Annotated in this window: 24 protein-coding genes; 13 read left to right on the top strand and 11 right to left on the bottom strand. The window is 70.0% G+C overall.

Annotation, left to right across the window (positions count from 1 at the left end; genetic code table 11):
* Positions 1-14 precede the first annotated feature (14 nt).
* Complete coding sequence (locus ABZ860_RS09515) at positions 15-2078, top strand: polyprenyl synthetase family protein (protein ID WP_357217390.1); 2064 nt, start codon at positions 15-17, stop codon at positions 2076-2078.
* A gap of 22 nt (positions 2079-2100) precedes the next feature.
* Here ABZ860_RS09515 and ABZ860_RS09510 read toward each other — a convergent pair whose 3' ends face one another.
* On the bottom strand, positions 2101-2823 hold the full coding sequence (locus ABZ860_RS09510; RefSeq protein WP_357217388.1) for a TetR/AcrR family transcriptional regulator: 723 nt from the start codon (positions 2821-2823) through the stop codon (positions 2101-2103).
* A gap of 84 nt (positions 2824-2907) precedes the next feature.
* Here ABZ860_RS09510 and ABZ860_RS09505 point away from each other — a divergent pair, with 84 nt between their 5' ends.
* The 7 genes from ABZ860_RS09505 (at position 2908) to ABZ860_RS09475 (ending at position 10680) form a co-directional block, all read left to right on the top strand.
* A complete protein-coding gene (locus tag ABZ860_RS09505; RefSeq protein ID WP_357217385.1) occupies positions 2908-3756 on the top strand; it encodes an SDR family oxidoreductase in 849 nt (282 codons plus the stop codon).
* Positions 3757-3840: 84 nt separating this feature from the next.
* On the top strand, positions 3841-4761 hold the full coding sequence (locus ABZ860_RS09500; RefSeq protein ID WP_357217383.1) for a hypothetical protein: 921 nt from the start codon (positions 3841-3843) through the stop codon (positions 4759-4761).
* 206 nt (positions 4762-4967) lie between these two features.
* Positions 4968-5534 (top strand): hypothetical protein, encoded by a 567-nt coding sequence (locus tag ABZ860_RS09495; protein WP_357217381.1) that lies wholly within the window; start codon positions 4968-4970, stop codon positions 5532-5534.
* Positions 5535-5699: 165 nt separating this feature from the next.
* Positions 5700-6131: a hypothetical protein gene (locus tag ABZ860_RS09490; RefSeq protein ID WP_357217379.1), complete on the top strand. Its 432-nt coding sequence runs from the start codon at positions 5700-5702 to the stop codon at positions 6129-6131.
* Positions 6128-7759 (top strand): hypothetical protein, encoded by a 1632-nt coding sequence (locus ABZ860_RS09485; RefSeq protein WP_357217377.1) that lies wholly within the window; start codon positions 6128-6130, stop codon positions 7757-7759. The genes ABZ860_RS09490 and ABZ860_RS09485 overlap by 4 nt, the downstream gene beginning before the upstream one ends.
* Positions 7760-7798: 39 nt before the next feature.
* Positions 7799-9928: a glycoside hydrolase family 6 protein gene (locus tag ABZ860_RS09480; protein WP_357217374.1), complete on the top strand. Its 2130-nt coding sequence runs from the start codon at positions 7799-7801 to the stop codon at positions 9926-9928.
* 62 nt (positions 9929-9990) lie between these two features.
* A complete protein-coding gene (locus ABZ860_RS09475; protein ID WP_357217372.1) occupies positions 9991-10680 on the top strand; it encodes an alpha/beta hydrolase in 690 nt (229 codons plus the stop codon).
* A gap of 152 nt (positions 10681-10832) precedes the next feature.
* Here ABZ860_RS09475 and ABZ860_RS09470 read toward each other — a convergent pair whose 3' ends face one another.
* From ABZ860_RS09470 to ABZ860_RS09460, 3 genes are all read right to left on the bottom strand, one after another.
* Positions 10833-10997 carry a hypothetical protein gene (locus tag ABZ860_RS09470; protein WP_357217369.1) on the bottom strand — a complete coding sequence of 55 codons (165 nt, stop codon included), beginning with the start codon at positions 10995-10997 and terminating at the stop codon, positions 10833-10835.
* A 142-nt stretch (positions 10998-11139) separates the two neighbouring features.
* Entirely contained in the window at positions 11140-12042 is a 903-nt protein-coding gene (locus ABZ860_RS09465) for an HNH endonuclease (protein WP_357217366.1), read from the bottom strand.
* A gap of 146 nt (positions 12043-12188) precedes the next feature.
* Positions 12189-12908, bottom strand: coding sequence for a DUF5919 domain-containing protein (locus tag ABZ860_RS09460; RefSeq protein ID WP_357217363.1), 720 nt, complete (start codon positions 12906-12908; stop codon positions 12189-12191).
* Between the two features lie 468 nt (positions 12909-13376).
* On the opposite strand from ABZ860_RS09460, the gene ABZ860_RS09455 reads away from it, so the two are divergent.
* From ABZ860_RS09455 to ABZ860_RS09445, 3 genes are all read left to right on the top strand, one after another.
* Positions 13377-13595 carry a hypothetical protein gene (locus ABZ860_RS09455; RefSeq protein WP_357217360.1) on the top strand — a complete coding sequence of 73 codons (219 nt, stop codon included), beginning with the start codon at positions 13377-13379 and terminating at the stop codon, positions 13593-13595.
* Between the two features lie 55 nt (positions 13596-13650).
* On the top strand, positions 13651-13863 hold the full coding sequence (locus ABZ860_RS09450; RefSeq protein WP_357217358.1) for a DUF397 domain-containing protein: 213 nt from the start codon (positions 13651-13653) through the stop codon (positions 13861-13863).
* Between the two features lie 61 nt (positions 13864-13924).
* Positions 13925-14344, top strand: coding sequence for a hypothetical protein (locus tag ABZ860_RS09445; protein ID WP_357217354.1), 420 nt, complete (start codon positions 13925-13927; stop codon positions 14342-14344).
* 9 nt (positions 14345-14353) lie between these two features.
* On the opposite strand, the gene ABZ860_RS09440 is transcribed toward ABZ860_RS09445, so the two are convergent.
* The 6 genes from ABZ860_RS09440 to ABZ860_RS09415 all read right to left on the bottom strand — a co-directional run bounded on the left by ABZ860_RS09440 (position 14354) and on the right by ABZ860_RS09415 (position 19002).
* Positions 14354-14860, bottom strand: a complete 507-nt coding sequence (locus ABZ860_RS09440; RefSeq protein WP_357217351.1) for a DinB family protein — start codon at positions 14858-14860, stop codon at positions 14354-14356.
* Entirely contained in the window at positions 14857-15507 is a 651-nt protein-coding gene (locus tag ABZ860_RS09435) for a winged helix-turn-helix transcriptional regulator (protein ID WP_357217349.1), read from the bottom strand. The genes ABZ860_RS09440 and ABZ860_RS09435 overlap by 4 nt, the downstream gene beginning before the upstream one ends.
* Before the next feature lie 59 nt (positions 15508-15566).
* The gene (locus tag ABZ860_RS09430) at positions 15567-15992 is read right to left on the bottom strand and encodes an SgcJ/EcaC family oxidoreductase (protein WP_357217347.1); all 426 of its coding nucleotides are present in this window, start codon (positions 15990-15992) and stop codon (positions 15567-15569) included.
* Positions 15993-16018: 26 nt separating this feature from the next.
* Positions 16019-16918: an SDR family oxidoreductase gene (locus ABZ860_RS09425; protein WP_357217344.1), complete on the bottom strand. Its 900-nt coding sequence runs from the start codon at positions 16916-16918 to the stop codon at positions 16019-16021.
* 820 nt (positions 16919-17738) lie between these two features.
* A complete protein-coding gene (locus ABZ860_RS09420; RefSeq protein WP_357217341.1) occupies positions 17739-18152 on the bottom strand; it encodes a prevent-host-death protein in 414 nt (137 codons plus the stop codon).
* Positions 18153-18246: 94 nt separating this feature from the next.
* Positions 18247-19002, bottom strand: a complete 756-nt coding sequence (locus tag ABZ860_RS09415; RefSeq protein ID WP_357217338.1) for an SDR family NAD(P)-dependent oxidoreductase — start codon at positions 19000-19002, stop codon at positions 18247-18249.
* Between the two features lie 137 nt (positions 19003-19139).
* On the opposite strand from ABZ860_RS09415, the gene ABZ860_RS09410 reads away from it, so the two are divergent.
* Together ABZ860_RS09410 and ABZ860_RS09405 are read left to right on the top strand one after the other, a co-directional pair.
* Positions 19140-20000 (top strand): helix-turn-helix transcriptional regulator, encoded by an 861-nt coding sequence (locus ABZ860_RS09410; RefSeq protein ID WP_357217336.1) that lies wholly within the window; start codon positions 19140-19142, stop codon positions 19998-20000.
* A gap of 45 nt (positions 20001-20045) precedes the next feature.
* Positions 20046-20570, top strand: coding sequence for a GNAT family protein (locus tag ABZ860_RS09405; RefSeq protein ID WP_357217334.1), 525 nt, complete (start codon positions 20046-20048; stop codon positions 20568-20570).
* A 12-nt stretch (positions 20571-20582) separates the two neighbouring features.
* Here the strand turns inward: ABZ860_RS09405 and ABZ860_RS09400 are convergent, their stop codons facing one another.
* On the bottom strand, positions 20583-21392 hold the full coding sequence (locus ABZ860_RS09400) for an alpha/beta hydrolase (protein ID WP_357217331.1): 810 nt from the start codon (positions 21390-21392) through the stop codon (positions 20583-20585).
* Positions 21393-21395 lie beyond the last annotated feature (3 nt).

Here is a 21395-nt window from a genome sequence, read left to right as displayed (position 1 = left end):
CGTCAGGAGCATCCATGACATCTGAGATCGTTTCCCGTGTCTTCCCCGCCCTGGAGTCCGACCTGGAACGGGTGCGCGACATCGTCGGCCTGGCGGACGTGCCGAGCCGCGCTGATCTGACGGCGCTGACCAGGCAACCGGCCGGTCACCGCCACCTGATCCGGCCCATCGTGGCACTGCTGTCGTACTACGTGTTCGCCGGCCCGGAGCGGGCCGCCGACGTCCGCGCCGTCAAGTCCGCGGCCGCCGTCGAGCTGCTGCACATGGCATCGCTTCACCACGACGACGTCATCGACGACGCGCGGCAACGGAGGGGCCGGCCGAGCGTCAACAGCGTGTGGGGCGCACGCCTGGCGGTCCTGGCCGGTGACCTCCTGTTCATCAGCGGCAGCCGGATCGTCGCCGAGCTGGGCGAGCGCGAGGCGCGGGTGGCCGCCGAGGCCGTCCAGCACATCTGCTCGGGGATGATCGCCGAGACCGCCGATCGCTTCCTGCTCTCCCGCACCGAGGAGGCCTACCTGGAGGTGACCGGCGCCAAGACGGCCGAGTTGCTGTCCCTCGCCTGCCGGCTGGGCGCCATGCAGGCCGGGCGGGGCCCGGAGGCGGAGGAGGCCATGGCGCGGTTCGGCTGGCATCTCGGCATGGCCTATCAGGTGCGCGACGACATCCTCGACCTGACCGCCACGACCGAGGAGCTCGGGAAACCCGCCAACTCCGACATCGTCGAAGGCGTCTACACACTCCCCGTGATCAGGGCCCTGGCCGGCGAACCGGCGCTCGCCCGGCTGCTGCGTCGCGGCCTGACGACGGCCGAGGCCGAGCGCGCACGGCACCTGGTCCTGTCCTGCGGAGCCGTGGAGGAAGCCCGGAAGGTCGCCGACGAGCAGGCGGAGGCGGCCCTTCGGCAGCTCAAGGGCGTCGGCGATCGTGGGTCACGAGAGGCGCTGGCCGACTACGTGCGGTCGGTCATGGGCTCCGTCGGACAGGCCGGCCCGGCTGCTGTCACCGTGCCCGCGCCCTCCCCCGCATCCGCTTCCGCTCCCTCCCCCGCTTCCGCTTCCGCACCCTCCCCCGCTTCCGCTTCCGCTCAGGGCGACGTCCTGGTCCGGGCGGTGCAGGAGCGGTTGGACACCTGGTTGCTGGACACCGGGCTGGCCGCCACACCGGAGGAGACCCGCCACCCGCGATGGAGCGGCGTGGCCGCGGCCACCGCGCTGATGTGGCCGGGCGCCGACGCCGAGCAGCTCGAAACCCTGGCCCGGTGGATGCTGGTGTGCGTCGTGCTCGACGACCTCTTCGACGAACCGGGTCTCGCGGACCACGCGGAGGCCGCCCGGCTGCGCCACCGGCTCGCCGTACTCATCGGCGGGCTCGACGACACCCCTCTGACCGGTGGAGCGGTCGCCACGGCTCTGGCCCAGGCGTGGGAGCGGATCCGCCCGATGCAGCCGCCCTGGTGGCGGACGCGGGCCATCGGCCACCTGCTCGATTGGCTGGACGCGGCAGAGCGCGAGGCATGCCATCGGCTCAGCGGGTTCATCCCCAGCCTGCGCGACCAGTTCCCGCTGCGCCTGGGGAGCGCCGGGGTGCCCGTCTTCCTGGACGCCTTCGAGATGACATGTGGCAGCGGGTCGACGTCGTCCGTACGCGACCATCCGCTTCTGCGGCGGTTGCTGGACCTCGGCTCGGCCACCGTGCTCGCGGAGAACGACCTGCGGACCCTGGATCAGGACGAGGCCGCCGGCACTCCCTACAACCTCGTCAGGGTGCTCCGCCACGAGACCGGCTGCACGAGGCGGGAAGCGATCGCCGAGGTGACCCGCCAGGTCGAGGACGGGTACGCCCAGGTGGACGCCATACTCACCTCCGGGCCGGCCATCCTGGGGCCCGCTTCGGGCGGCGCGGACGCCGTGCCGGTCATCGGAATCCTGCGGATCGTCCGGGACCGGCTTCCGGGCTGGCGTGCCATTCACGACATCGACCGCTACAGCTCGTCGTCCTACGACGGCGGGACGCACCTGGCCCGGCTGCGCCGGGAACTCCTGCTCGACCACGCGGGGACCGGCGTGGCGCGCTGACTCCGGACGACGCGCCGGGAAGTCAGGCGGATCCGTCCGCGGCGAGGCGGTCGAGCCATTCGCCGAGCACGTGGCGTTCGCCGTCGGTGAGAGCCGTGGCGTCCGGCAGCGCGGCGCGCAGTGCCATCGCCGCCGCGGCCGGTCCGGGGGTTTCGACCGCGGGGGCGTCGGTGGTGATGGCAGCTATCACCGCGGCGCGGGCCACCTCCGACAGGCGCGGGTCGCGCCGTTCCTCGGGCAGGGCGAGCAGCGTGAAGACCGTGCCGCAGCCCGCGGCGTGCACGAGGTCCGCCGCCAGGCGCTCGCCGACCTTCAGACGGCCGGCGGCGGCGATGGCGCGGATGCGCTCCCCCAGCATGCGGAAGGCGGCGAGGGCGGCGGGCGACTGCCGCCCCGGCGTGGGATCGCCGTACATGAGGGAGAACAGGGCGGGGTTCGCCAGCCCGAAGCCGACGTGCAGATCCCATCCGGCACGCAACGCGTCGACCGGGTCGCCGGCCGGCGGGCTCGCCTTCTTGTCCTGCAGATAGGAGCTGAAGCCATACTCGGCGACCGCGTCGAGCAGGCCCTCCTTGTCGCCGAACAGCCGGTAGATCGTCGGCGCCTGCGTCCCCGCCGCGGCGGCCACCGCCCTGGTCGAGACGGCCTCTCGCCCGCCGCTCGCGAGCAGCCCGGCCGCGACCGACACGATGTGCGCCCGCGTCCTGTCTCGGCCGCTCGCCGACTCGCCCTCAGGATCACTCATGCTTTCAACGATATCAGCTTGTTGCTATCGATGATTTTCCAGTGTTAGCTTTCTTCCGATACCAGCGATAGCTTGGAGTGGATCGTGATCATCATCACCGGAGCGACCGGTCAGCTCGGCCGCGGCGTCGTCGAGCACCTGCTCGCCCGCGTCCCCGCCGGCCGGATCGGCGTCAGCGTCCGCGACCTCAACAAGGCCCAGGACCTCGCGCACCGCGGCGTACGCGTCCGGCAGGGCGACTTCGACGACCCGGCGAGCCTGGCGTACGCGTTCGAGGGCGCCTCGCAGGTGCTGATCATCTCCGGCCCGGCGGACGCCCGCCCGCACCGTACGGCGATCGAGGCCGCCACGGCCGCGGGCGCCGAGTGGATCCTCTACACCAGCCACATGGGCGCGAACCCGGCCTCCCCCTTCGCCCCGATGCCGTCCCACGCCGAGACCGAGCAGGACCTGCGCGCGTCCGGGGTCGCGTTCACCGCCCTGCGCAACGGCTTCTACGCGACCACCGCGATCCAGTTCGTGAGCCAGGCGCTCGAGAGCGGCACGCTCGTCGCACCCGAGGACGGACCGGTCTCCTGGACCGCCCACGCCGACCTCGCCGAGGCCACCGCCGTCACGCTGACCGAGGAGGGCAGGCTCGACGGGATCACGCCGCCGCTGACCGGTCCCGAGGCGCTCGACCTCGCGGACGTCGCCGCGATCGCCTCCGACCTGACGGGGCGCGAGATCACCCGCGTCACGGTCCCGGACGACGAGTGGGTCGCGGGCATGGTGGCGCGCGGCGTTCCCGAGCAGCAGGCCCGGTTCCTGCTGGGCATGTTCGAGGCCAGCCGTCAGGGAGAGTTCGCCGAGGCCGGACCCGGCCTCGGGGAGCTGCTCGGCCGTAAGCCGATCGCGCTCCGCGAGCTGCTGGCGGCCGCGCTCACGAGCTGACGCCCTTTTGCGCCTGATTCCGCCCGTTCGATTCGCGTGATCGTTACAGTACGTCGGACGGAGCGTTCCCAGGGGGTGCAGGCATTGGGCAGGCGCAAATACCGGAACGAACGCCGTCACTACAGATACATCGAGGCCGTGGCGCTCGAGCGGGTTCTCGACGAGAACACCCAGTCGGTGCTGCGAATGCTGCCCGGGCAGCCGATGGTGACGGCGGACCATTTCTCCGCATCCGTGGATTGGGACGACTACACGCGGGAGATGGAGAAATTCGTCGAGCAGACCTTCGACGCCTGGCTGTTCTTCGACAACTACGGTCCCCGTACGGTCGCCTTCCGGATCCCCGGCGAGGCGCTGCCGGCGCGGGCCGTCGCCCCGTACGCGCACGGCGACGCGCTGGAAGGGCTGACCGTGGAGACGGGCGGCGACCATCTGCTCCTGCGCTTCGGCATGTGGACCGAGGACGCCGAGCTGTTCAACCTGCACGAGTCGGGCACGGGATGGCTTCGCGACATCCTGCCGGTCCGCGAGGAACTGATGTCGGGCAGGCTGGACGCGCTGGAGCTGGGGCGGGTGGTCGGCACCCACTGGGACGAGGTCGACCGCGACCTGTCCGCCGAGTATGGGCTGTCGAAGGCGTCACGCGTCCTGGCGGCATACCTGCTCGTCGCGCCGCGCGAACTGGAGCGCTTGGCGGCCGAGCGGGGGGAGGCAGGGAGCGGGGAGTTGCCGCCGGGGTGGCTGTCCACCTGTTCCGGTCTCGAGCCGGTGGCCCTCTGGGAGTTCGCCGCCGCCGATCCGTCCAAGTCCTTCCAGATCACTCTGGGCCGGCTGCCGAGCGGCTGCGAGTACGGCGACTGGTACGTGACGTCGTCGGAGCCGCGCGGCAGGCCCCTGGCCTTCCGCACCGAGGAGGACGCCCGTCGTGGCTACCACGACGAGGCGCTACGACTGCAACGACTCAACGACCCCGGCCGATGGCGGCAGCTGGACCACCCCGTGTGAGCCACGCGGGCCCGGGACGAGGGCGGAAACTTTCATCGGCCGAGATCGCCCACCAGCACGTCCACGCCGCCCACGCCGCCGAAGATGGCCGCCGGGAAACGGCGAATCTACGCTGACTTTCGCGCGCCCCGAGATCGTGCCCATAAGCGGGGATCAGAGCACATCCTGCACTGTCGCTATTCATCAGGCCCTCACAGGAGGCGCGAATGGCTCAGCACGATGAACCGTACGGAAAATCCTGGCGTATTTCGCTCGCCGGCCGATTGACGATCCTGGTGGCGTTCGTCGTGGCGGGGATCGGCCTCAACTCGGCGGCGGCCCACGCCGACACCTGGCGGACGGCGACCGGCTCGGCATGGGGCCAGACGCAGGCCACGGCTTCGGCGGCGGCCCAGGCGAGCGCCCGTACGGCCCTCGCCAACATGGCCGCCCAGTTGGGGGAGGTCTGCACGAACGTGACCTCCTCGGCCACCCTCGTGTACGTCGTACCGAGCGGAGGCGGCTACCAGTACAGCGGGACCGCGACCGGCCTGTGCGCTCCCGCGCCGCCGCCGCCTTCCTACACGGTGCCGCGCACGGCGACGGCTCGCGGTGAGGCCGGCACGTACTCAGCGGCGGTGCAGAACGGCGCGACAGCGGCACGTGCCGCCATCCTCGCGGCCGGAGGCGACTGCACCGGCTACCAGACGACCGCCGTGAACTACGTGTACGTGACGCCTACCGGAAGCTGGTACATCTACGACGTGACCGTGTCCGCTCTCTGCGTCCAGTAGCTTTCCGGCTGATCGCGGGGCGCGATCTGCCGACGATCCAAGGCATTATCAGGCGTAATGCCTTCGAGCGGCCTCGTTTTCCGGGTCGATTTCCCTGCCGGGACATCCGGCGACCTCACCATGGCCAGATATAAAGTGTCAGGAAAACGTGTGAGGAGGCCGGAAATGCTGGTCGAGTGGCTGGCAGCGGTGGCCGCGGCGGGCGGCACCGCGGTGGTGCAGGCCGCGGGCACGGACGTGTGGGTGACCGTGCGGCAGCGGGTGGCCCAGGTGCTCGGCCGCGACGATCCCGAACGTGAGCAGGCGGAATTGATGCGGCTGGACCAGACCGCGACGGATCTCGCCTCGCTCGCCCCCGGGGAAGCGGCGCTGATACGGGCCCGGCAGGAGGCGTCCTGGACGGCCCGGTTCGAGATGCTGCTGGAGAGTCTCGGCGAGGCCGAACGCGAACGGGTCGCCCGCGAGCTGAACGACATCGCCGACCAGGCCCGGCAGGCGTCGGTGGGCGGAGTGTCGGGGAACGTCTTCCATGGACCGACCGCGTTTCAGGTCGGGGATCACAACCGTCAGGACAACCACTTCGGGCCGAGGGCATGACCCGCGACTCCGAATCAGGAAGAGACGGAGTATCGGGAAGAGACGGAGTATCGGGAAACGTCTTCCACGGCCCGGCCCCCTTCCAACTCGGCGATCGCAACGTCCAGATCAACCACATCCACCACCCGGCGCCGCAGCGCCGCCCGCTGGTCCTCGCGGGTGCGGCGGTCGCGACCCGGGAGGAGCTCGCCGCCGCCATCCGCGGCGACTGGACCGCCGCGAGGCGTCAGTTCTTCGAGGGCGCGGGCACACCCGGCGCGCCCTCCGACGGCTGGCTCGGCCTTCTCGCGTGGCTGCACGAGCTCGACGGTCTCACCGCCGACGACCTGACCGCTCAGATCGAGCTCGTCGACCACCGGCTCCGCGACGGCGGACTCCCGGCCGACCTGAAACTGCTTCACCTGCTGGGCTGGCTCGATCCTGCGGGAGAAGCCGTCTGGCGAGGGACGGTCGTGACGCCGGAGTCGCTCTCCGAGGCGCTCAGGATCGGTCGTCTGCGAGAAAGCGGCCCTGAGTGGGAGCTCTACCGGGATCTGTGCGAGGGCGGCTTGCTGGACGCCCTCTCCAGGTTCACGGTGCTGAGCGCGCTGCGCGGAACGCAACAGGCCTGGGACGAGGCCTGGGATTCGTGGCGGCGGTTGGCCGCCGAGGTTCCCGGACTGCCGACCGAAGCCCGGGAATGGGCCGAGAGCGGGGCGTGCGGGCTGCTGCTTGCGGCCCTCCTGCCCTACCCGGAGACCAAGGCGTGGTTGCGCGCCGCCTGCGAGCACGTGGCGCCACCCTCCGTTGGTGAGATCGCGTGGTACGACTGGCTGCGCGCGCGGGACGGCGGCTCGGATACCCCCATCGGGTGGCTCCTGCGCACCGACTTCACTGCCTTCGCCGCGGCCCAGGCGGACCAGCGACGGCACCAGGCGGCAGTCGACCGGCAGAACCAGCGGCTGACGACCGTGCTGGATCACGCCTCCGCACTGCGGGACCGTCAGTGGGCCGACTACGAACGCCGGCGGCTGTCGCCCACCGCCCGATTCGAAGCGGTCGTCCGCGCGACGCTGTGGCTCGGGGCCTGGGGTGCGGCCACGATCCCGGTGGCCTGGATCGTGTGGGGCTGGGCTCGTCCGGACATCGCGGCGACGTTGTCCTGGTATGTCGTCGCGCTGACCCTGGCGGCGTACGCAGGCTGGCTACCGAAAGTCATCCAGCTCGGCGAGGCGTACCAGCCTCCGCTGCGGCGCCTGCGCGAGTGGGCCGAGCAGGCCCGGGCCGACCGCCGGAGCATCCGGAGAGGTCTGATCAGAGTCGGCTTCGTGGCCGGAGCCGTCCTGATCGCCGGGGTGCTCCTGCACGACGTCGGCCCCATCGTGACGACGGTTCTCCTCACGCCCCTGCTGGCCGTGGCGTTCTACTTCGCCCGCATCGGGGCGATTCACGACTGGGCGGACGACCATCGGGAACGACTGCGGGACTACCAGTCCAGGCGGGCCGGCTCCGGCGGCATCCCGCAGAGCATCGTCCGAGGCGCTCGATCGCCGTCGGCCAGAGTCCGGGCCGACGCCTACCAGGCGTACGTGCGGCAGTTCATCGGCCTCGACCACGGCGGGAAGGACGACGCCGACGGCGGCCAATAGGATCCTTGTCGATCTGTCGAAGAGCATTCCGGGGGCGATGTGAACGGCGGCAGCGAGGCGGGGGGCTTACCCGGGCAGCATGAGCCCGGCCTGCGGGCAGGCGACCCGCACCAGGTCGGGCCGTACCGGCTGCTGCGCAGACTGGGCGAGGGCGGCATGGGCACCGTCTACCTGGGCGAGGCCCCGAACGGCACGCACGTGGCGGTCAAGCTGCTCCACCACACGATCGCCGCCGACCCCGACTTCCGCCGCAGATTCCGCCGCGAGGTGGAAGCGGCCAAGCGGGTCGCCCGCTTCTGCACCGCCGCCGTCCTGGACGCCGAAGTCGACGGTGAAACCGTCTACCTGGTCACCGAATACGTGCCCGGGCCGACCCTGAGGGAGGCCGTCGAACGAGACGGGGCGCTGCGCGGCTCCAGCCTGGACGGCCTCGCGGTCAGCATCGCGACCGCCCTGCGCGCCATCCACGCGGCCGGCATCATCCACCGCGACCTGAAACCCGGCAACGTCCTGCTGTCCCCCATCGGCCCCAAGGTCATCGACTTCGGCGTCGCCCACCTGTCCGACACCGCCACCCACAGCAGCGCCGTCGTCGGCACCCCCTCGTTCATGTCCCCCGAACAGTTCGACGGCGGCCCCCTCACACCCGCCTCCGACGTCTTCGCCTGGGCCGGCACAGTCGCGTACGCCGGCACCGGCCACGCCCCCTTCGGCAACGGGCCGCTGCCGGTCGTCATCAACCGGGTCATCAACGGAGAGCCCGACCTGACCGGCCTCGACGGGCCGCTGGGCACGCTCGTCGCCCGCGCCCTGGCCAAGAACCCCGCCGAACGCCCGACCGTACAGGACATTCTCGACACCCTCACCGGCTCGTCCCCGGTCGACGCGTCGTGGGTCACGACACTGCCGGGGGGCGGCAGACGCCGCCGCAGGCTGCTGACCGGGGTCGGGGCCGGAGTGGCCGGGCTAGCAGTGATCGCGACGGTGGTCGCCGCATGGCCCTCCGGCGGCGACCCGCATGCCTCGGCGTCCGCGACCTCCTCCGTCGCCTCCACGCACTCGGCCGTGGTGGTCTCCGGGGGGCCGACGCCCACCACTCCGGCCGCGTCGAAGGCTCCGACGGGCAGTGGCGGCAACCCGCTCCGCGAGCCCGGCGTACGGTTCGCGTACCGGCCGGATCCCGAGGCGCAACGCCAGGCGAGCGTCTGGAGCGCGCAGGGCAAGGAGACCGACGCGGCGTTGATGCGTGCTCTCGCCGCGGTGCCCCATCCCGTGGACCTGAACATGCCTGCCGCCGAGGCCGGGCGCACGGTCGCGTCCACCGTGCGGGTGGCCGCGGCCCGTCATGCCGTTCCCGTGTTCGTGACCGACCACGTGCCGATGAAGGACTGCTCCCAATGGGGAGAGCCGGACGAGCGGTCGTACCGTGACTGGATCGACCGTGTGGCGCAGGGCATCGGCGCGGCGCGGACGGTGGTCGTGCTGGAGCCGAACAGCCTGACCAGACTTCCCGGCTCCAACAGTTGCTCGCAGGGGACCAAGGCGGGCGCGGCCGAGCGCTACCGTGAGCTCGCGTACGCGGTGAACCGCCTGGGGAAGCTCCCGCACACCGCGGTGTACCTCGACGGCGGCATCAAGGGCTGGCCCAGTCTCGTCGAGATCGCCGATCGGCTCGTGAAGGCCGGGGTGAAGCGAGCCGACGGCTTCTACCTGAACACGGCGGACTTCCAGGAAACCGACGAGCTTCTCAGGTATGGGGAAAGCCTGTCCCGTTGCCTCTTTTTGAAGATGAGCAACGGAGGGAGCACCTGCACCGGCGCCGAGCTCGACGCGGTGCCGGCCGGGGCGGCCCTGACCCACTTCGTCATCGACACCAGCCGCAACGGCAAGGGTGTGTGGCAGCCGCCGGAGGGCAAGTACGCCGACCCGCAGATCTGGTGCAACCCTCCGGGCCGCGGCGTCGGCCGCCGCCCGACCGCCGACACGGGCAGCGAGCTGGCCGACGCGTTCCTGTGGCTCCGCTCCCCCGAGCAGTCCAACGGCCAGTGCACCCGGGGCGGCAAGGGTCCCCAGGACCCCGTCTACCACCAGGTCGACCCGATAGGCGGCACCTGGTGGTCGGTGCTCGCCCTCGACCGCGCCCGCAACGCCGTCCCCCCGCTGCGCTGACTCACTTCTACCTGTGCGCGTAGACCTGAACTGGACGCGACAACCCGGGAGGATTCTGTCCAATGGCGACTTACGTGTTGATCCACGCTGCGGCGGTCGATTCTTGGTATTGGGGACCGCTATCGGCCGCCCTGCGCGACCGGGGCCACGACGTGGTGGCACCGGACCTGCCGTGTGATCAGGAGTCGGCCGGGCTCGTGGAGTACGCGGACACGGTGGTCGAGGCGATCGGCGGGCGCACCGATCTGGTCGTCGTCGCCCACTCGTTCGGTGGGTTCACCGGCCCGCTGGTGTGTGACAGGGTGCCTGCCGACCTGCTCGTGATGCTCCAGGCTCAGATCCCGGCTCCCGCCGAATCGCCCGGCGAGTGGTGGGGCAACACCGGCTACTGGGCCGCACGGCAGGAAGCCGATCGGCGCCGAGGCGTCCCAGGCGACATGGAGGAGGACACGTTCTCCCTCGTGCTGCACGACACCCCAACCGACCTGGCCGCCGAGTTCGTAGCCCGGCACCAGCGGCACCAGGCGCCTACCCCATTCGGCAAGCCGTGGCCGCTGGCCTCCTGGCCGGACGTGCCGACCAGGTTCCTACTGGCCGCCGACGACCGCTTCTTCCCGGCCGAGTTCATGCGCGGAATCGTCACCGACCGTCTCGGTTTCCAACCGGACGAAATGCCGGGTGATCACTGTCCGATGCTCGGTCACCCGAAGGAACTGGCCGACCGCCTTGAGGCGTACCGCACCGGGCTCTGAACAGTGCCGGCCCGTCAGTCGCCGTTGGCCTGGCGGAAACAAACACGGACCGTACGGCGAACCAGCGGGCCCATGTCCTCCAGCGCGGCGACCAGGCCGGCGAGCTGCTCCAAGCTCTCGAACGCGCGCTCCGCGCCGTCCTTATCGACGCCCTAGTACAGTTCGAGGCCGACGAAGGCCGCCGCTGTGGCGGGGGCGAGTTTGTCGTCCATCTGGCTGCCCGCGAGCATCTGGGCGAGCACGGCGAGGTTCCCCGCCTCGCGCTCGTCTGTGTGCAGCGAACGGCCGAGGTCGAGCAGTTCCCGCAGGGAGTTCACGGCCGCGAAGCGGGCCCGTAGGCGGCCACCCGCTGTGTTTAAGGCGCCGCCGTACAGCGCATGCCACGTCCAGGGATGTGGGATTTGGGACAGCAGACGGCGTGCGAACGTCCAGGCGACGAAGCCGCACCTGCTTACCCCGTCATCCGGCGGCGCGAAACCGCTCGTAACGCTCCTCAAGCAACTCCCGCTTCGGCTGATCCACCCGCCTGCGGGGAACCACCAGCCGTAGACCATTCATCTCTTGCAAGCCGTGCTTGAGCATCGGCCCATCGACCTCCTCGAGGATGTCCGCACGCACCTCGATTGCGAGATCAGGCCGGACACCGAGGATATTTTGGTCGTAGGCAGCATGGTGGATCTTACATAAGGCCATTCCGTTGGAGACGGCTGGAACGCCCTGCTCCTCCCGGTCGGGGATGATGTGCGCCGCATCCAACAGGGACAAGTGCTTGAGATGGCACATCGCACACGCGGCTCCGTACGCCTGAATCACGCGCTGCCGGAAAACCGGTTGATGCAACCGTCGCTTGACCATGCCGTTGTAATAGCGGCGCTCAATCTCGCTGACCGGGCCCTCCAAGCTGAGATGCCGCTGGGCCTCTTCCAGCGCAACCGCCACCTGAGACTGTTCCGGCTCAACGGCCACGATCCAGACTGGGAAGTAGGGCAGATATAACCCCGGCTTCACCCCGAAGAACCACATCAACGGCACCCCGAACTCGTGAGCACGTTGAAGGCCGACGTTCGTGTAGTGGTTCGGATTGCCCTGGAACTTGTAGCGCAGCAGCCCATCGGCTCCGACACCGTCTTCGTACGGCGCACGCTCCCCTTCATGGGTATAGGTCGTCAGAATTGACAGCGCGGCGACCATCCCCTGGGGCTTACGTATACCGAGCTGGTTGTCGATCAGCGGGAATGTTCGCCCTTCGAACTGGAAACCCAGTAGCTCGCTCCGCTCCACCACCGGATTTTCCGGCGTGCATCGCTGCCGCAGCCACGTCATGGCTGCGGTCCGGATGCGGCCGTCGAAATCGTCACCCATTGGCATGATCACAACCGAGTTCTACACCGCTGCCCGGCGCGCCCGCCAGCCCGCCAATGATTCAGGGGACAATGTCGATCTCAGTCGACTGACCAGCTTCGCCTACCTGGACCGACTCCATGGAACGTGAGGCACACGCCTGGTACTCATCCTGGCCAGATGTCTCGGCCTACCGACCACAACTCGTTGACGTGGTACGCGAAGCGGTCGTAGAGGCCGTCCTCCTGATGGCGTTTGAGATGCAGGAGCGGCGAGTCGTGGCCGACCAGCTTGGCCAGGTGTGGGGTGACGAGCATCTCGTCGTCGAACTGGAATGCCGACAGGGCGATGTGCTCGTCACCGAAGCGCGCCTCGATGCCGGGTACGTCCTTGAGCTGGTCGAGCTCGGCCAGAGTGATACGGATCCGAGTGGACACCGTGAGCGGGACAGCTTCGGCTTCCTCCCGTCGGCGGGTTACCTCACTGTCTGGGTCACCGATCAGGAAACGGACGCGGCAGCCCTGCTCAGCTTTGCGCTTGAGCACCTTCGCCAGATTGGGGTGCTCCAGCCAAAGGAAGTAGTTCGTGTATCCGGCCAGGGTGATGTTCGACTTCGCCTCGGTGATGAGCGCCCGCCATACGCTCTTTGGGCAGGCTGACCGATAGGGGTAGACCGAAAGAACCTCCCGATCAGGCCCAGTCTTGACCGTGTTCCTTATCGCCTCGGGCCATAACACGGACTCATCCACTCCCAACGCTTCGGCAGCGGCCCACCGATGACGTGGGTGCGGCACGCGTGCCTCGTCAGCCAGCCAGCGGGACACCGTCTTGACGTCAACCTCGCATCGCAGCGCGAGATCCCTCTCGGTAAGTCTCGCATTGGTCATGGCATGGCGTAGAGAGTCGTTAGCCACTGGCGGCCTCGAATCGGGAGGACGTTGAGGACGTGTCCAGACGGTAACGCGGAACGTCCCGCACGTCCCGGAAACGCGGTGTAGACGACCTAGCGCGCTACGTCACGCTGTCGCCATGTCCACGACGACAACCTTCGAGGCCGCGTTCCCCCACTGGACGATCTGGCGGAGCTCAGCGGATCGCCTATGGGCCACACGCAATCAGCGACTCACCGACGCGCAGTTGAGTCACGGGCTGAGCCACACCATCGACGCTGATAACGCCGACCAACTCGTTGCGCAGCTCCACGACCAGGAGGAGCTCGCAGCAGGAGTGTTGCCCCAGTAAGTGCCCTCCGAGCGTCGGCCGTCGGGCGCTCGGATGCTCTGGCGCAGGCCGACTCCGCCTGTCCCGGGTTGCATGTGGCTCCCCAACAGACTGGCCACGTCGCGATCCGGTGGATGCGGGAGACCCGGCGCAGTGTCCGGGTCCGGGTCGTGGCCCACACCTGCGACCGCTGCTCGCCGCTGGCGTACGAGCTGTGTGCGTCGGGCGGGCTGCTGTTCGTCCGCCGTAGGGACCGAACCGACAGAACACCGGAAGTCTGTGAGACCGAACGCCTGCCCGACGCGCGGGCGCGCCAGCTGTGGATGGAACTGCTGCTCGGCCACGCCAGATGAAGACGCCCGCCCGGCGAACCGTCCGAGGTGGGACCACCAACAGGAAAGGAACGCGATGGAGCTGTACGACCGCGACCTCGCCGGAGTGCGCTTCCGGCGGCTGTGCGGCGGCAACCAGCAGGAGGAGGACATGGAGTCCTGCGTCGAGCTGGCCCCGATTCCGGGCGAGGCCGACGCCTTCGCCCTGCGTGACAGCAAGAACCCGGATGCCGGGACTCTCCGGTTCACCGGTGCCGAGCTTCGCGCGGCCGGCCTGACGACACTGTAGGAGCACGGTGGCCCCTGCCCGGTGATAGCAGGCAGGGGCCACCCCCACTGTACGGAGCGTCATGCACCTGCACTGCTACGTGTGGAGCGGGATCGGGGAAGAGCTGCGCAACGAGGCCGAGCGGCGGCCGCCGCTGCCGCCCGCCGACCCCGGCGCGTTCACGAGCTCCCCGCTGCCGCCGATGCGTACGTGCGACTGGCTGCTCAAGCCGGCCCGCCGGATCGACGCCTCTCCGGCCACGCCCGACGACGCACTCGCCTGGCTCGCGGAGCGCTATCGGTCGATGGAGAGCTCCTTCCTTCGCCCGGCCGACGAGGCCCGGATCGGGCTCGACCACCGGCTGCGCAACGCCCGCGAGGCGCTCACTCACGGCGTGGACGTGCAGTGGGGCATCTGGCTGACCGGCGGCCGGTTCCTCACCTGCGGCGTGGTCTGCTGCTCCCCCAACCGCCACGCCGCCTACCGCTGCCCCGCCTCCTGACCCTTCTCGTCAGTCCAGGACGAGGAACTGCCTGCCGTCGATCAGCTCGCGGACCGCGTCGAGATGACCGGCGTGGGTCGCCGTCTCGACGATGACGTGGAGGATCGCCGCACGCAGGTCGCGCGGCGGCCGATCGTCGCGGTAGTCCGGCCACCAGCGCGGCGCCTGGTCCAGGTCGCTGGAGGCGATCACCTCGTCGGCGCGCGCCGTCTCTTCGCGGTAGAGGTCGAACACCTCTGAGGCGGGCCGGTCGCCGGGCACCTGCCATGCGTCCGCCGGGGTGGCGAGAGAGGCCACCGCGTCGGGGTCGGCGCCGAAGACCGCGCGGAACCAGAAGCGCTCGACGTCGATGGCGAGATGGCGGACGAGGCCGGCCGGGGTCCACGCGGATGGAAGGACCGAGCGCCGGAGGTCGGCCTCGTCCAGGCCGTCCAGGATGTCGAGGACGTGCCGCCGCTTCCAGTTCAGGTAGCCGAGGAGGGACGTGACCTCACTCGACGCCGGTGACGGGCTCACGTTTGATCTCCTAGATGAAGGGCGTCCAGCAGCCGCTGGAGGGTCGCACGGTCGCCGGTGATCTCCAACTGCTCCCCTAGCTGGCCGGGCGGCGTTCCGTCGATCACCAGGGCCTTGAGGACGGCGGGATCGGTCCGCAGGGCCGCGTCCCACCGATCCGGCTCGCCTCGGCGGATCGCGAGGTCGCCCCCGGACACGCGGAGGGTGAAGACCTCCCCGCCGACGTCGACCAGGAACGTGGCGTCGAGGTCGCCCAGTCGGGCGGATTCGAGATGGCTTTTCACAGCGAGCATCAGCGAATCGGTCCCCAGGGGCGTCGCCGTCTCCTTCAGCGGGGAGTGCCGGCCCCATCGGCCCAGGTGCACGAGGATCGGCTCCAGGTCGTGGCCCCACTCGGTGAGCTCGTAGACCCATGCGCGCGCCGGCGGGCCCAGCTTGCGCCGCCGGATCACCCCGCCCTCCTCCAGATCGCGCAGCCGCTGCGAGAGCACGGTGGGACTGGCGTTGGGCAGGCCGCCCTGCAGGTCGCTGTAGCGCTTCGGACCGAAGAGCAGATCCCGGACGATCATCAATGCCCAGCGCTCGCCCAGCAGGTCGAGAGCGCGCGCGGCGGCGCAAGGGTCGCCGTACGTGCGTGCCGTGGTCACGCGCTCATCCTACTCATCCCGGAGCAGATGCTTGCTTTCCCGTAGTGCGGTCCGAAGCGTCAGCCGGGCATCGCGGCCGGTGAGCTGTGGTAGGCCTCGACAAGCCATTCGCCGCCGCGCCGCACGAGCGTCCAGGTCGCCAGCTCCCACCGGTCGGCCGGGGGTTCCGCCTCCCCGGCGAACGCGGTAGCGCTGCGCGTGACCACCAGGGCCACGTCCGGGCCGAGGAACCGGACGCTCTCCGTCGTGTGGAGGCGCCTGGACCCCTTCAGCGGCCCCGCGAAGGCGGCGCCCATGGCGGACCGGATGCCGTCCCTGCCCCGCAGGTACACCCCGGGCAGGATCACGGTGGCGTCCTGCGCATACCGACCGACGAACGCGCCGCTGTCGCCGTCCGACCACGCGGCCGACGTCGCCTCGAACAGGGCCCGTACGGCGCGCTCCTCCGCCGGTCCGATGGCCGCCTGGTGCAGTTCCGAACTCATTTCATCCTCCAGAGATGTCCGCATCGTCACCAGCGCCGGCCGCCACCCGCGCGCCCGAGGAACGCCGCCGCGTGGCCGCGGGCGAACTCGGCGAAGCTCGTGGGCCGCACGCCGAAGGTCCGGTGGGTCTCCAGCCGCACGTGGGACTCGGGACGCCGCCTGCGCTCGGCGAACAGCTCCCTCAGGATCCGGACGGACGGTTCGGGCACCCCCGCCTCTCCGCACTCGCGCAGCTTGTCCTCCAGAGGCAGCTCCACATGGCGGAAGGCGGTTCGCGTCGCCTCCGAGATGTGCTCGACGACCTCCTTCATCGTCAGCGCCTCCGGGCCGGTCATGTCGTACGCCCTGCCCTCGTGGCCGCCGGAGTGCAGCAGCGCGACCGCGACCTTCGCGACGTCCTCGATGGCGACGGGCGCCAGCCTGCTGTCGCCGATGGACATGCGCAGCTCCCGCCGGCGCGGATCCACGCCGGTGAGGGTGCCGGGCAGGTAGAACTCCATGAACTGGCTCGGGCGCAGGTGGGTCCAGGCCAGGCCGGACGCCTCGAGGTGGCGCTCAATCTCCAGGTGCTCGCGCGTCCCTGTGAAGCTGCCGGGATCGAAGCCGATGCCCGACTCCTTGCCGGAGTACTTCACGATGTGCGGCACGCCCGCGGCCTTGGCCGCGTCGATGAACGTGCACTGTGTCTCCACCATCCGCTCCCTCGGGGAGGAGATCAGGAGCACGCGCTCCACGCCGCGCAGGGCGGCCGTCAGGGTCTCGGGGCGCAGCATGTCGCCCTCGACCAGTTCCACACCGGGCAGCCCGTGCAACTTCCGGGCCTTGTCCGGGTTCCTGACCAGCGCCCGGACGGGAGCGTTCTGCCGGGCGAACTCCTGGACGACGAGCGATCCGCTGAGCCCCGTCGCTCCGGTGACAAGAATCATGTCTACGACGCTAGTACTCCTCACTACGGAAAAACAAGTAACTTGTACAAGAAGCGTATCTTGGCACGTACGAGCGAGAGGGGTCCGATGTCGGACCGCATGACCGACCGAGCCTCCGGCGGGCCGGCCTGCTCGTCGCCCGTGGCCCACTGCATTCGATCAGCGCCGCGACGACCGCAAGCGTTCCGCGACGGCGGAGCCTAGCTCACCGACGGGCCGTTCGCGACAACCAAGGCCGGACCTCGTACGGCCGTCGCCCGAGGTGCCACGCCAGAGCGCTCCACTGCGGCATGGGCCCGTGGGGCATTTGGCTAACCGGCGGTCGGTTCCTCATCTGCGGCGTGATGTGCTGCTCCCCCAACCGCCACGCCGCCTACCGCTGCTCCGCCCCTGATTCGCTATGAGCCTTCCGACCAGAAGAGCTGCAGGCGAGCAAGCGCCTCGTCCCTCGACATCCGGGCGACCTCGGCATCCGTGTGCCCCACTCGATGAATGAGGAGGTGCACGAGATCCGCAGGAAGAGCCTCTGGCGGCGCCTGAGGGCCTCCTCTATCAGGAACGACGCCATCCCGGACACAGCCCCAGAACTCCTCCTCGGAGACCTGGAGCTGGTCCCGCAGGATGTGAGCCCAAAGGCTGGGCCCGTAAGTCGTGCGGTCAGGTGGATGTGAGATTCGCGTCCGCAGGATGCCGCCCGTGGGGAGGTCGAACTCATACGTGACGTGGTGGGTGCCCACCCGTCCCCTGGCATCGCGAATTCGTCGCCAGCCTTCGTTCTTGCAGAAGCGCTCGTGATCCTCCCGAGTCGGCTGCGGCCACGTCATGGAGCCACCCCGGTTAGCCACTCCCGTAGCTGGTCGTCGCTGCTCAGGCAGATCATCTGCACCAGACCCCAGTTGTCCCGGTGGTTAGGTGCGTCCAACAGGTGGTCCTGCCAGTCCTCCGCGTACTCCCGAAGCGCGTCGATCATCTCGTCGATGGCCTCGTCGAACGTCGATCCGTCCGCGGCTACAGGCAGTCCTGGAATGAAGACCGACCATCCTCCATCCTCAGCCACTACCTGAGCGTTGGATGGGCAGATACGAGCCAGGAAGTAACGCAAGCGCTCGCCGTCTACTACGGCGGCGGTCCGATCGTCACGGCGGACGGTCGCACTCCGACCCCGCTCGGCCGCATCGAGGAGCTCCTTGAGCTTGGCTCTGGCCTCCGTGTAGCTGGCGAAATGCACTCCCATGCCACTTCCTCTCGTCCAACTGCCAGTATTGGATTGAGAGGCACGTACGTCAAGTACGTGAAGTACTTATGGATCCCGGCCTGGGTATCGAACCTCAGGCTCCGCCGGTCACTTTGATGGCCTGTCCGGTGATGCCGGTGTTGGCGGCCGAGCCCAGGTAGACGACGGCGCCCGCGACCTCGGCGGCGTCGAGCAGGCGGCCGATGGGAGCCCGCGCGCTGTAGTGCCCGCCCGCCTGCTCGACCATCGCGACGTTGGTCTCGGTCCTGGTGAAGCCGGGCATGACGACGTTGGACAGGATGTCGCCGTCCCTCCCGAGCCCGAACGCGGCGGACCTGCTGAAACCGTGCAGCGCCGCCTTGGCCGCCCCGTAGTACTCCCCACCAGGCATGCCGTCGACCGCGATGCTCGACGAGATGTGCACCATCCGGCCCCATCCGCGCTCCCGCATGGACGGGACGACCGCGCGACTGAGCCGCAGCGTGCCCTCGACGTTGGCCCGGATCGTCTTCTGCCATCTCTCGTCGGACACGGCCTCGAAGGGGAGGTCCGGCTCCGGCTCGGTGGCGCCCCAGTGCACGGCGTTGTTGACCAGCACGTCGATCCGGCCGGACCATCCGAGGACGGTCTCGACCAGACCGCGGGCCGATTCGTCGTCGTCCAGCGCGTACGGGGCGACGAGCGAGCGTCCGCCGATCTCCTTGGCGAGCCGCTCCGCGCCCTCCTGCGAGCGGTGATAGGCGAGCACCACGTCGGCCCCTTCGGCGGCGAAGCCGCGGGCGATCTCGCGCCCGATGCCGCCGGAGGCTCCCGTCACGATGACCGTACGGCCGGTGAGTCCCAGATCCATGTCGGCGCTCCTCACGAAGTAGAGAACTTGAGCAGGGCCAAGGATCCGGCGGCGGGAACCACGGGAGGGAGACCGGGCCGAGACTGGCCCCCGCAGGGCCACGATCGGAACCGTGGCCACTCGGTAGCCTGCCAATCGTGAGCGACAACAGTCTGGGCGAGTTCCTGCGGGCCCGCCGCGAGGCCGTCACCCCCACCGAGGTCGGGCTCCCCGGCGGCGGCCGGCGCCGCACCCCCGGCCTTCGCCGTTCCGAACTGGCCACGCTCGCCGGGATCAGCGTCGAGTACCTCACCCGGCTCGAGCAGGGACGTGATCGTCACCCCTCGGTGCCCGTGCTCGCCGCCCTCGCCGACGCGTTGCGCCTGTCCGCCGACGAGCGCCTCCATCTGCTCCACCATTTCAAGGCGGCCGACGGCGCCGGCCGGCTCGTCGGCCCGTGCCAGGGGCCGCCCGCGCAGTCGGTGCGTCCCACCGTCCGGGCGCTGCTCGACCGGCTCGAACCCGCCCCGGCGCTGGTGGTCAACCGGCTCGGTGACGTGCTCGCCCACACGAACGGCTACGAACGGCTGGCCGGCCCCATCGGGCTGCTGGACCGCCGGCCGCCCAACCTGGTGCGGTACGTCTTCGCCGATCCCCGCGCAAGAGCCGCCTATCCCGAGTGGGACCGGGTCGCCGACGAGCGGCTCGCCGGGCTGAAACTGGGCGTCTCCCGCGAGGACCCACACGTCGAGCATCTCGTCGACGAACTGACCCTCGCCGTCGGCGCGCCCTTCACCGACCGGCTGACGACCGCGCCCGGGCCGTCCAGGCGCACCGGCATCGAACGGCTGGCGCATCCGGAGGCGGGCGAACTACGGCTGGCCTACGAGACCCTCGGCCTGTCCGACGACGACAACCAGCTCCTGATCGCCTACCTCCCCGCGGACGACACCACCGCCGCCAGGCTCGACCGCCTCACCGGCCGCCACCCCGGGGCCCTTCGCGCCGTCACCGGCTGATGATCTCCGCGCTAGTGTCGAAGAGCATCGAGGGGAGGCGGCACGGTGAGCGAGCTTGAGGTACGGCTGCGGCCGGTGACAGAGGACGATCTCGCGATGTTCCGGCGTTTCGTCACGGAGCCGGGATTGATCGGCCTCGACTGGGCGGGGTTCCGCGACGCCCAGGCCCCGGCGCGGCGCTACGCCAAGGACGGATACCTGGGCGAGGACGACAGCAGGCTCGTCGTCGAGGCCGACGGCACGGCCGCAGGCCTGGTGAGCTGGTCGGCGCGGGGGTTCGGGCTCTCCCGATACTGGGAGATAGGCATCGCTCTGCTGCCCGACTGGCGCGGGCGCGGCATCGGCTGGCGCGCTCAGGCGATGCTGTGCGACTACCTGTTCACCCACACCCCGGTCGAGCGCATCCAGGCGTTCACCCATCCGGAGAACGTCGCGGAGCAGAAGTCGCTGGAGAAGGCCGGCTTCACGTTGGAGGGCGTCCTCCGCGCGGTGGAGTTCCTCCGCGGTCAGTGGCGCGACGGCTGGATGTACAGCAGGCTGCGCAGCGATCCGTATCCGTCGAATCCATGAGCAGGCCGGCGCTCACGCGGCGAGACGTTCGTCCACCCGGTCGAGCCATTCGCCGATGAACGCCGCGAGCAGCCCGGCCTGCTCGTGCGGCAGCGCGTGGCCGGCGCGGTCCAGGACGGCGTACGTGGCATGCGGATACCGCTCCACCAGATCCCATGCACCGGCGTATCCCACCGTGGCGTCCTGGCGCCCGGCGAGGATCAGGGTCGGGCCCGTGTACGGCGGCGCGTCCCCGGAGGCGTCGCTCAGCCGCCACCGTTCGGACATCCGCCCGAGGCCGTCCCGGTCGACGAGGGGCAGGGCCGGAGCCACGTACTCCCGGAACCGCTCCACGGTGGCGGGCGTCTGCACGACGAAGTAGTCCCGGAACGCGGCCTGCTCGGCCGGATCCAGGACGTCGGCCACGTCGACCGAGGCGTGCAGCACCGCATGCGGAGGCACGTCACGCGCTTCCTCGCCGAGGGGGCAGATCAGCGCCAGCCCCGCGACCTGGGCCGGGCGCCGGGCGGCGACGCCCCCGGCGAGATACCCGCCGAAGGAGTGGCCGACGACAGCGAGCTTCTCCTCCCCCACGACGGCGTCGATCAGGCCGAGCACGAGATCGAGGACATCGTCGGTGCCACGGAACCAGTCCGGCACCGGAGTGCGGCCCATGCCGGGCAGGTCCGGGTAGACGCGCCGATAACCAGGCCGTTCGCGGAAGACCGGCTCCAGGGCGCCGGCCATCTCGCGGTGGTCCACCCCCGCTCCGTGTAACACCAGAACGGGAAACCCGTCGCCGTGCTCGACGAAATGCACCGGTAAGCCGCTGATCTCTTCCATACC

It is taken from the genome of Microbispora sp. NPDC046973, from assembly GCF_040644495.1.
GTDB lineage: Bacteria > Actinomycetota > Actinomycetes > Streptosporangiales > Streptosporangiaceae > Microbispora.
Note: the sequence above shows the minus strand (reverse complement) of the source record. Positions and strands in the feature narration are given on the sequence as shown.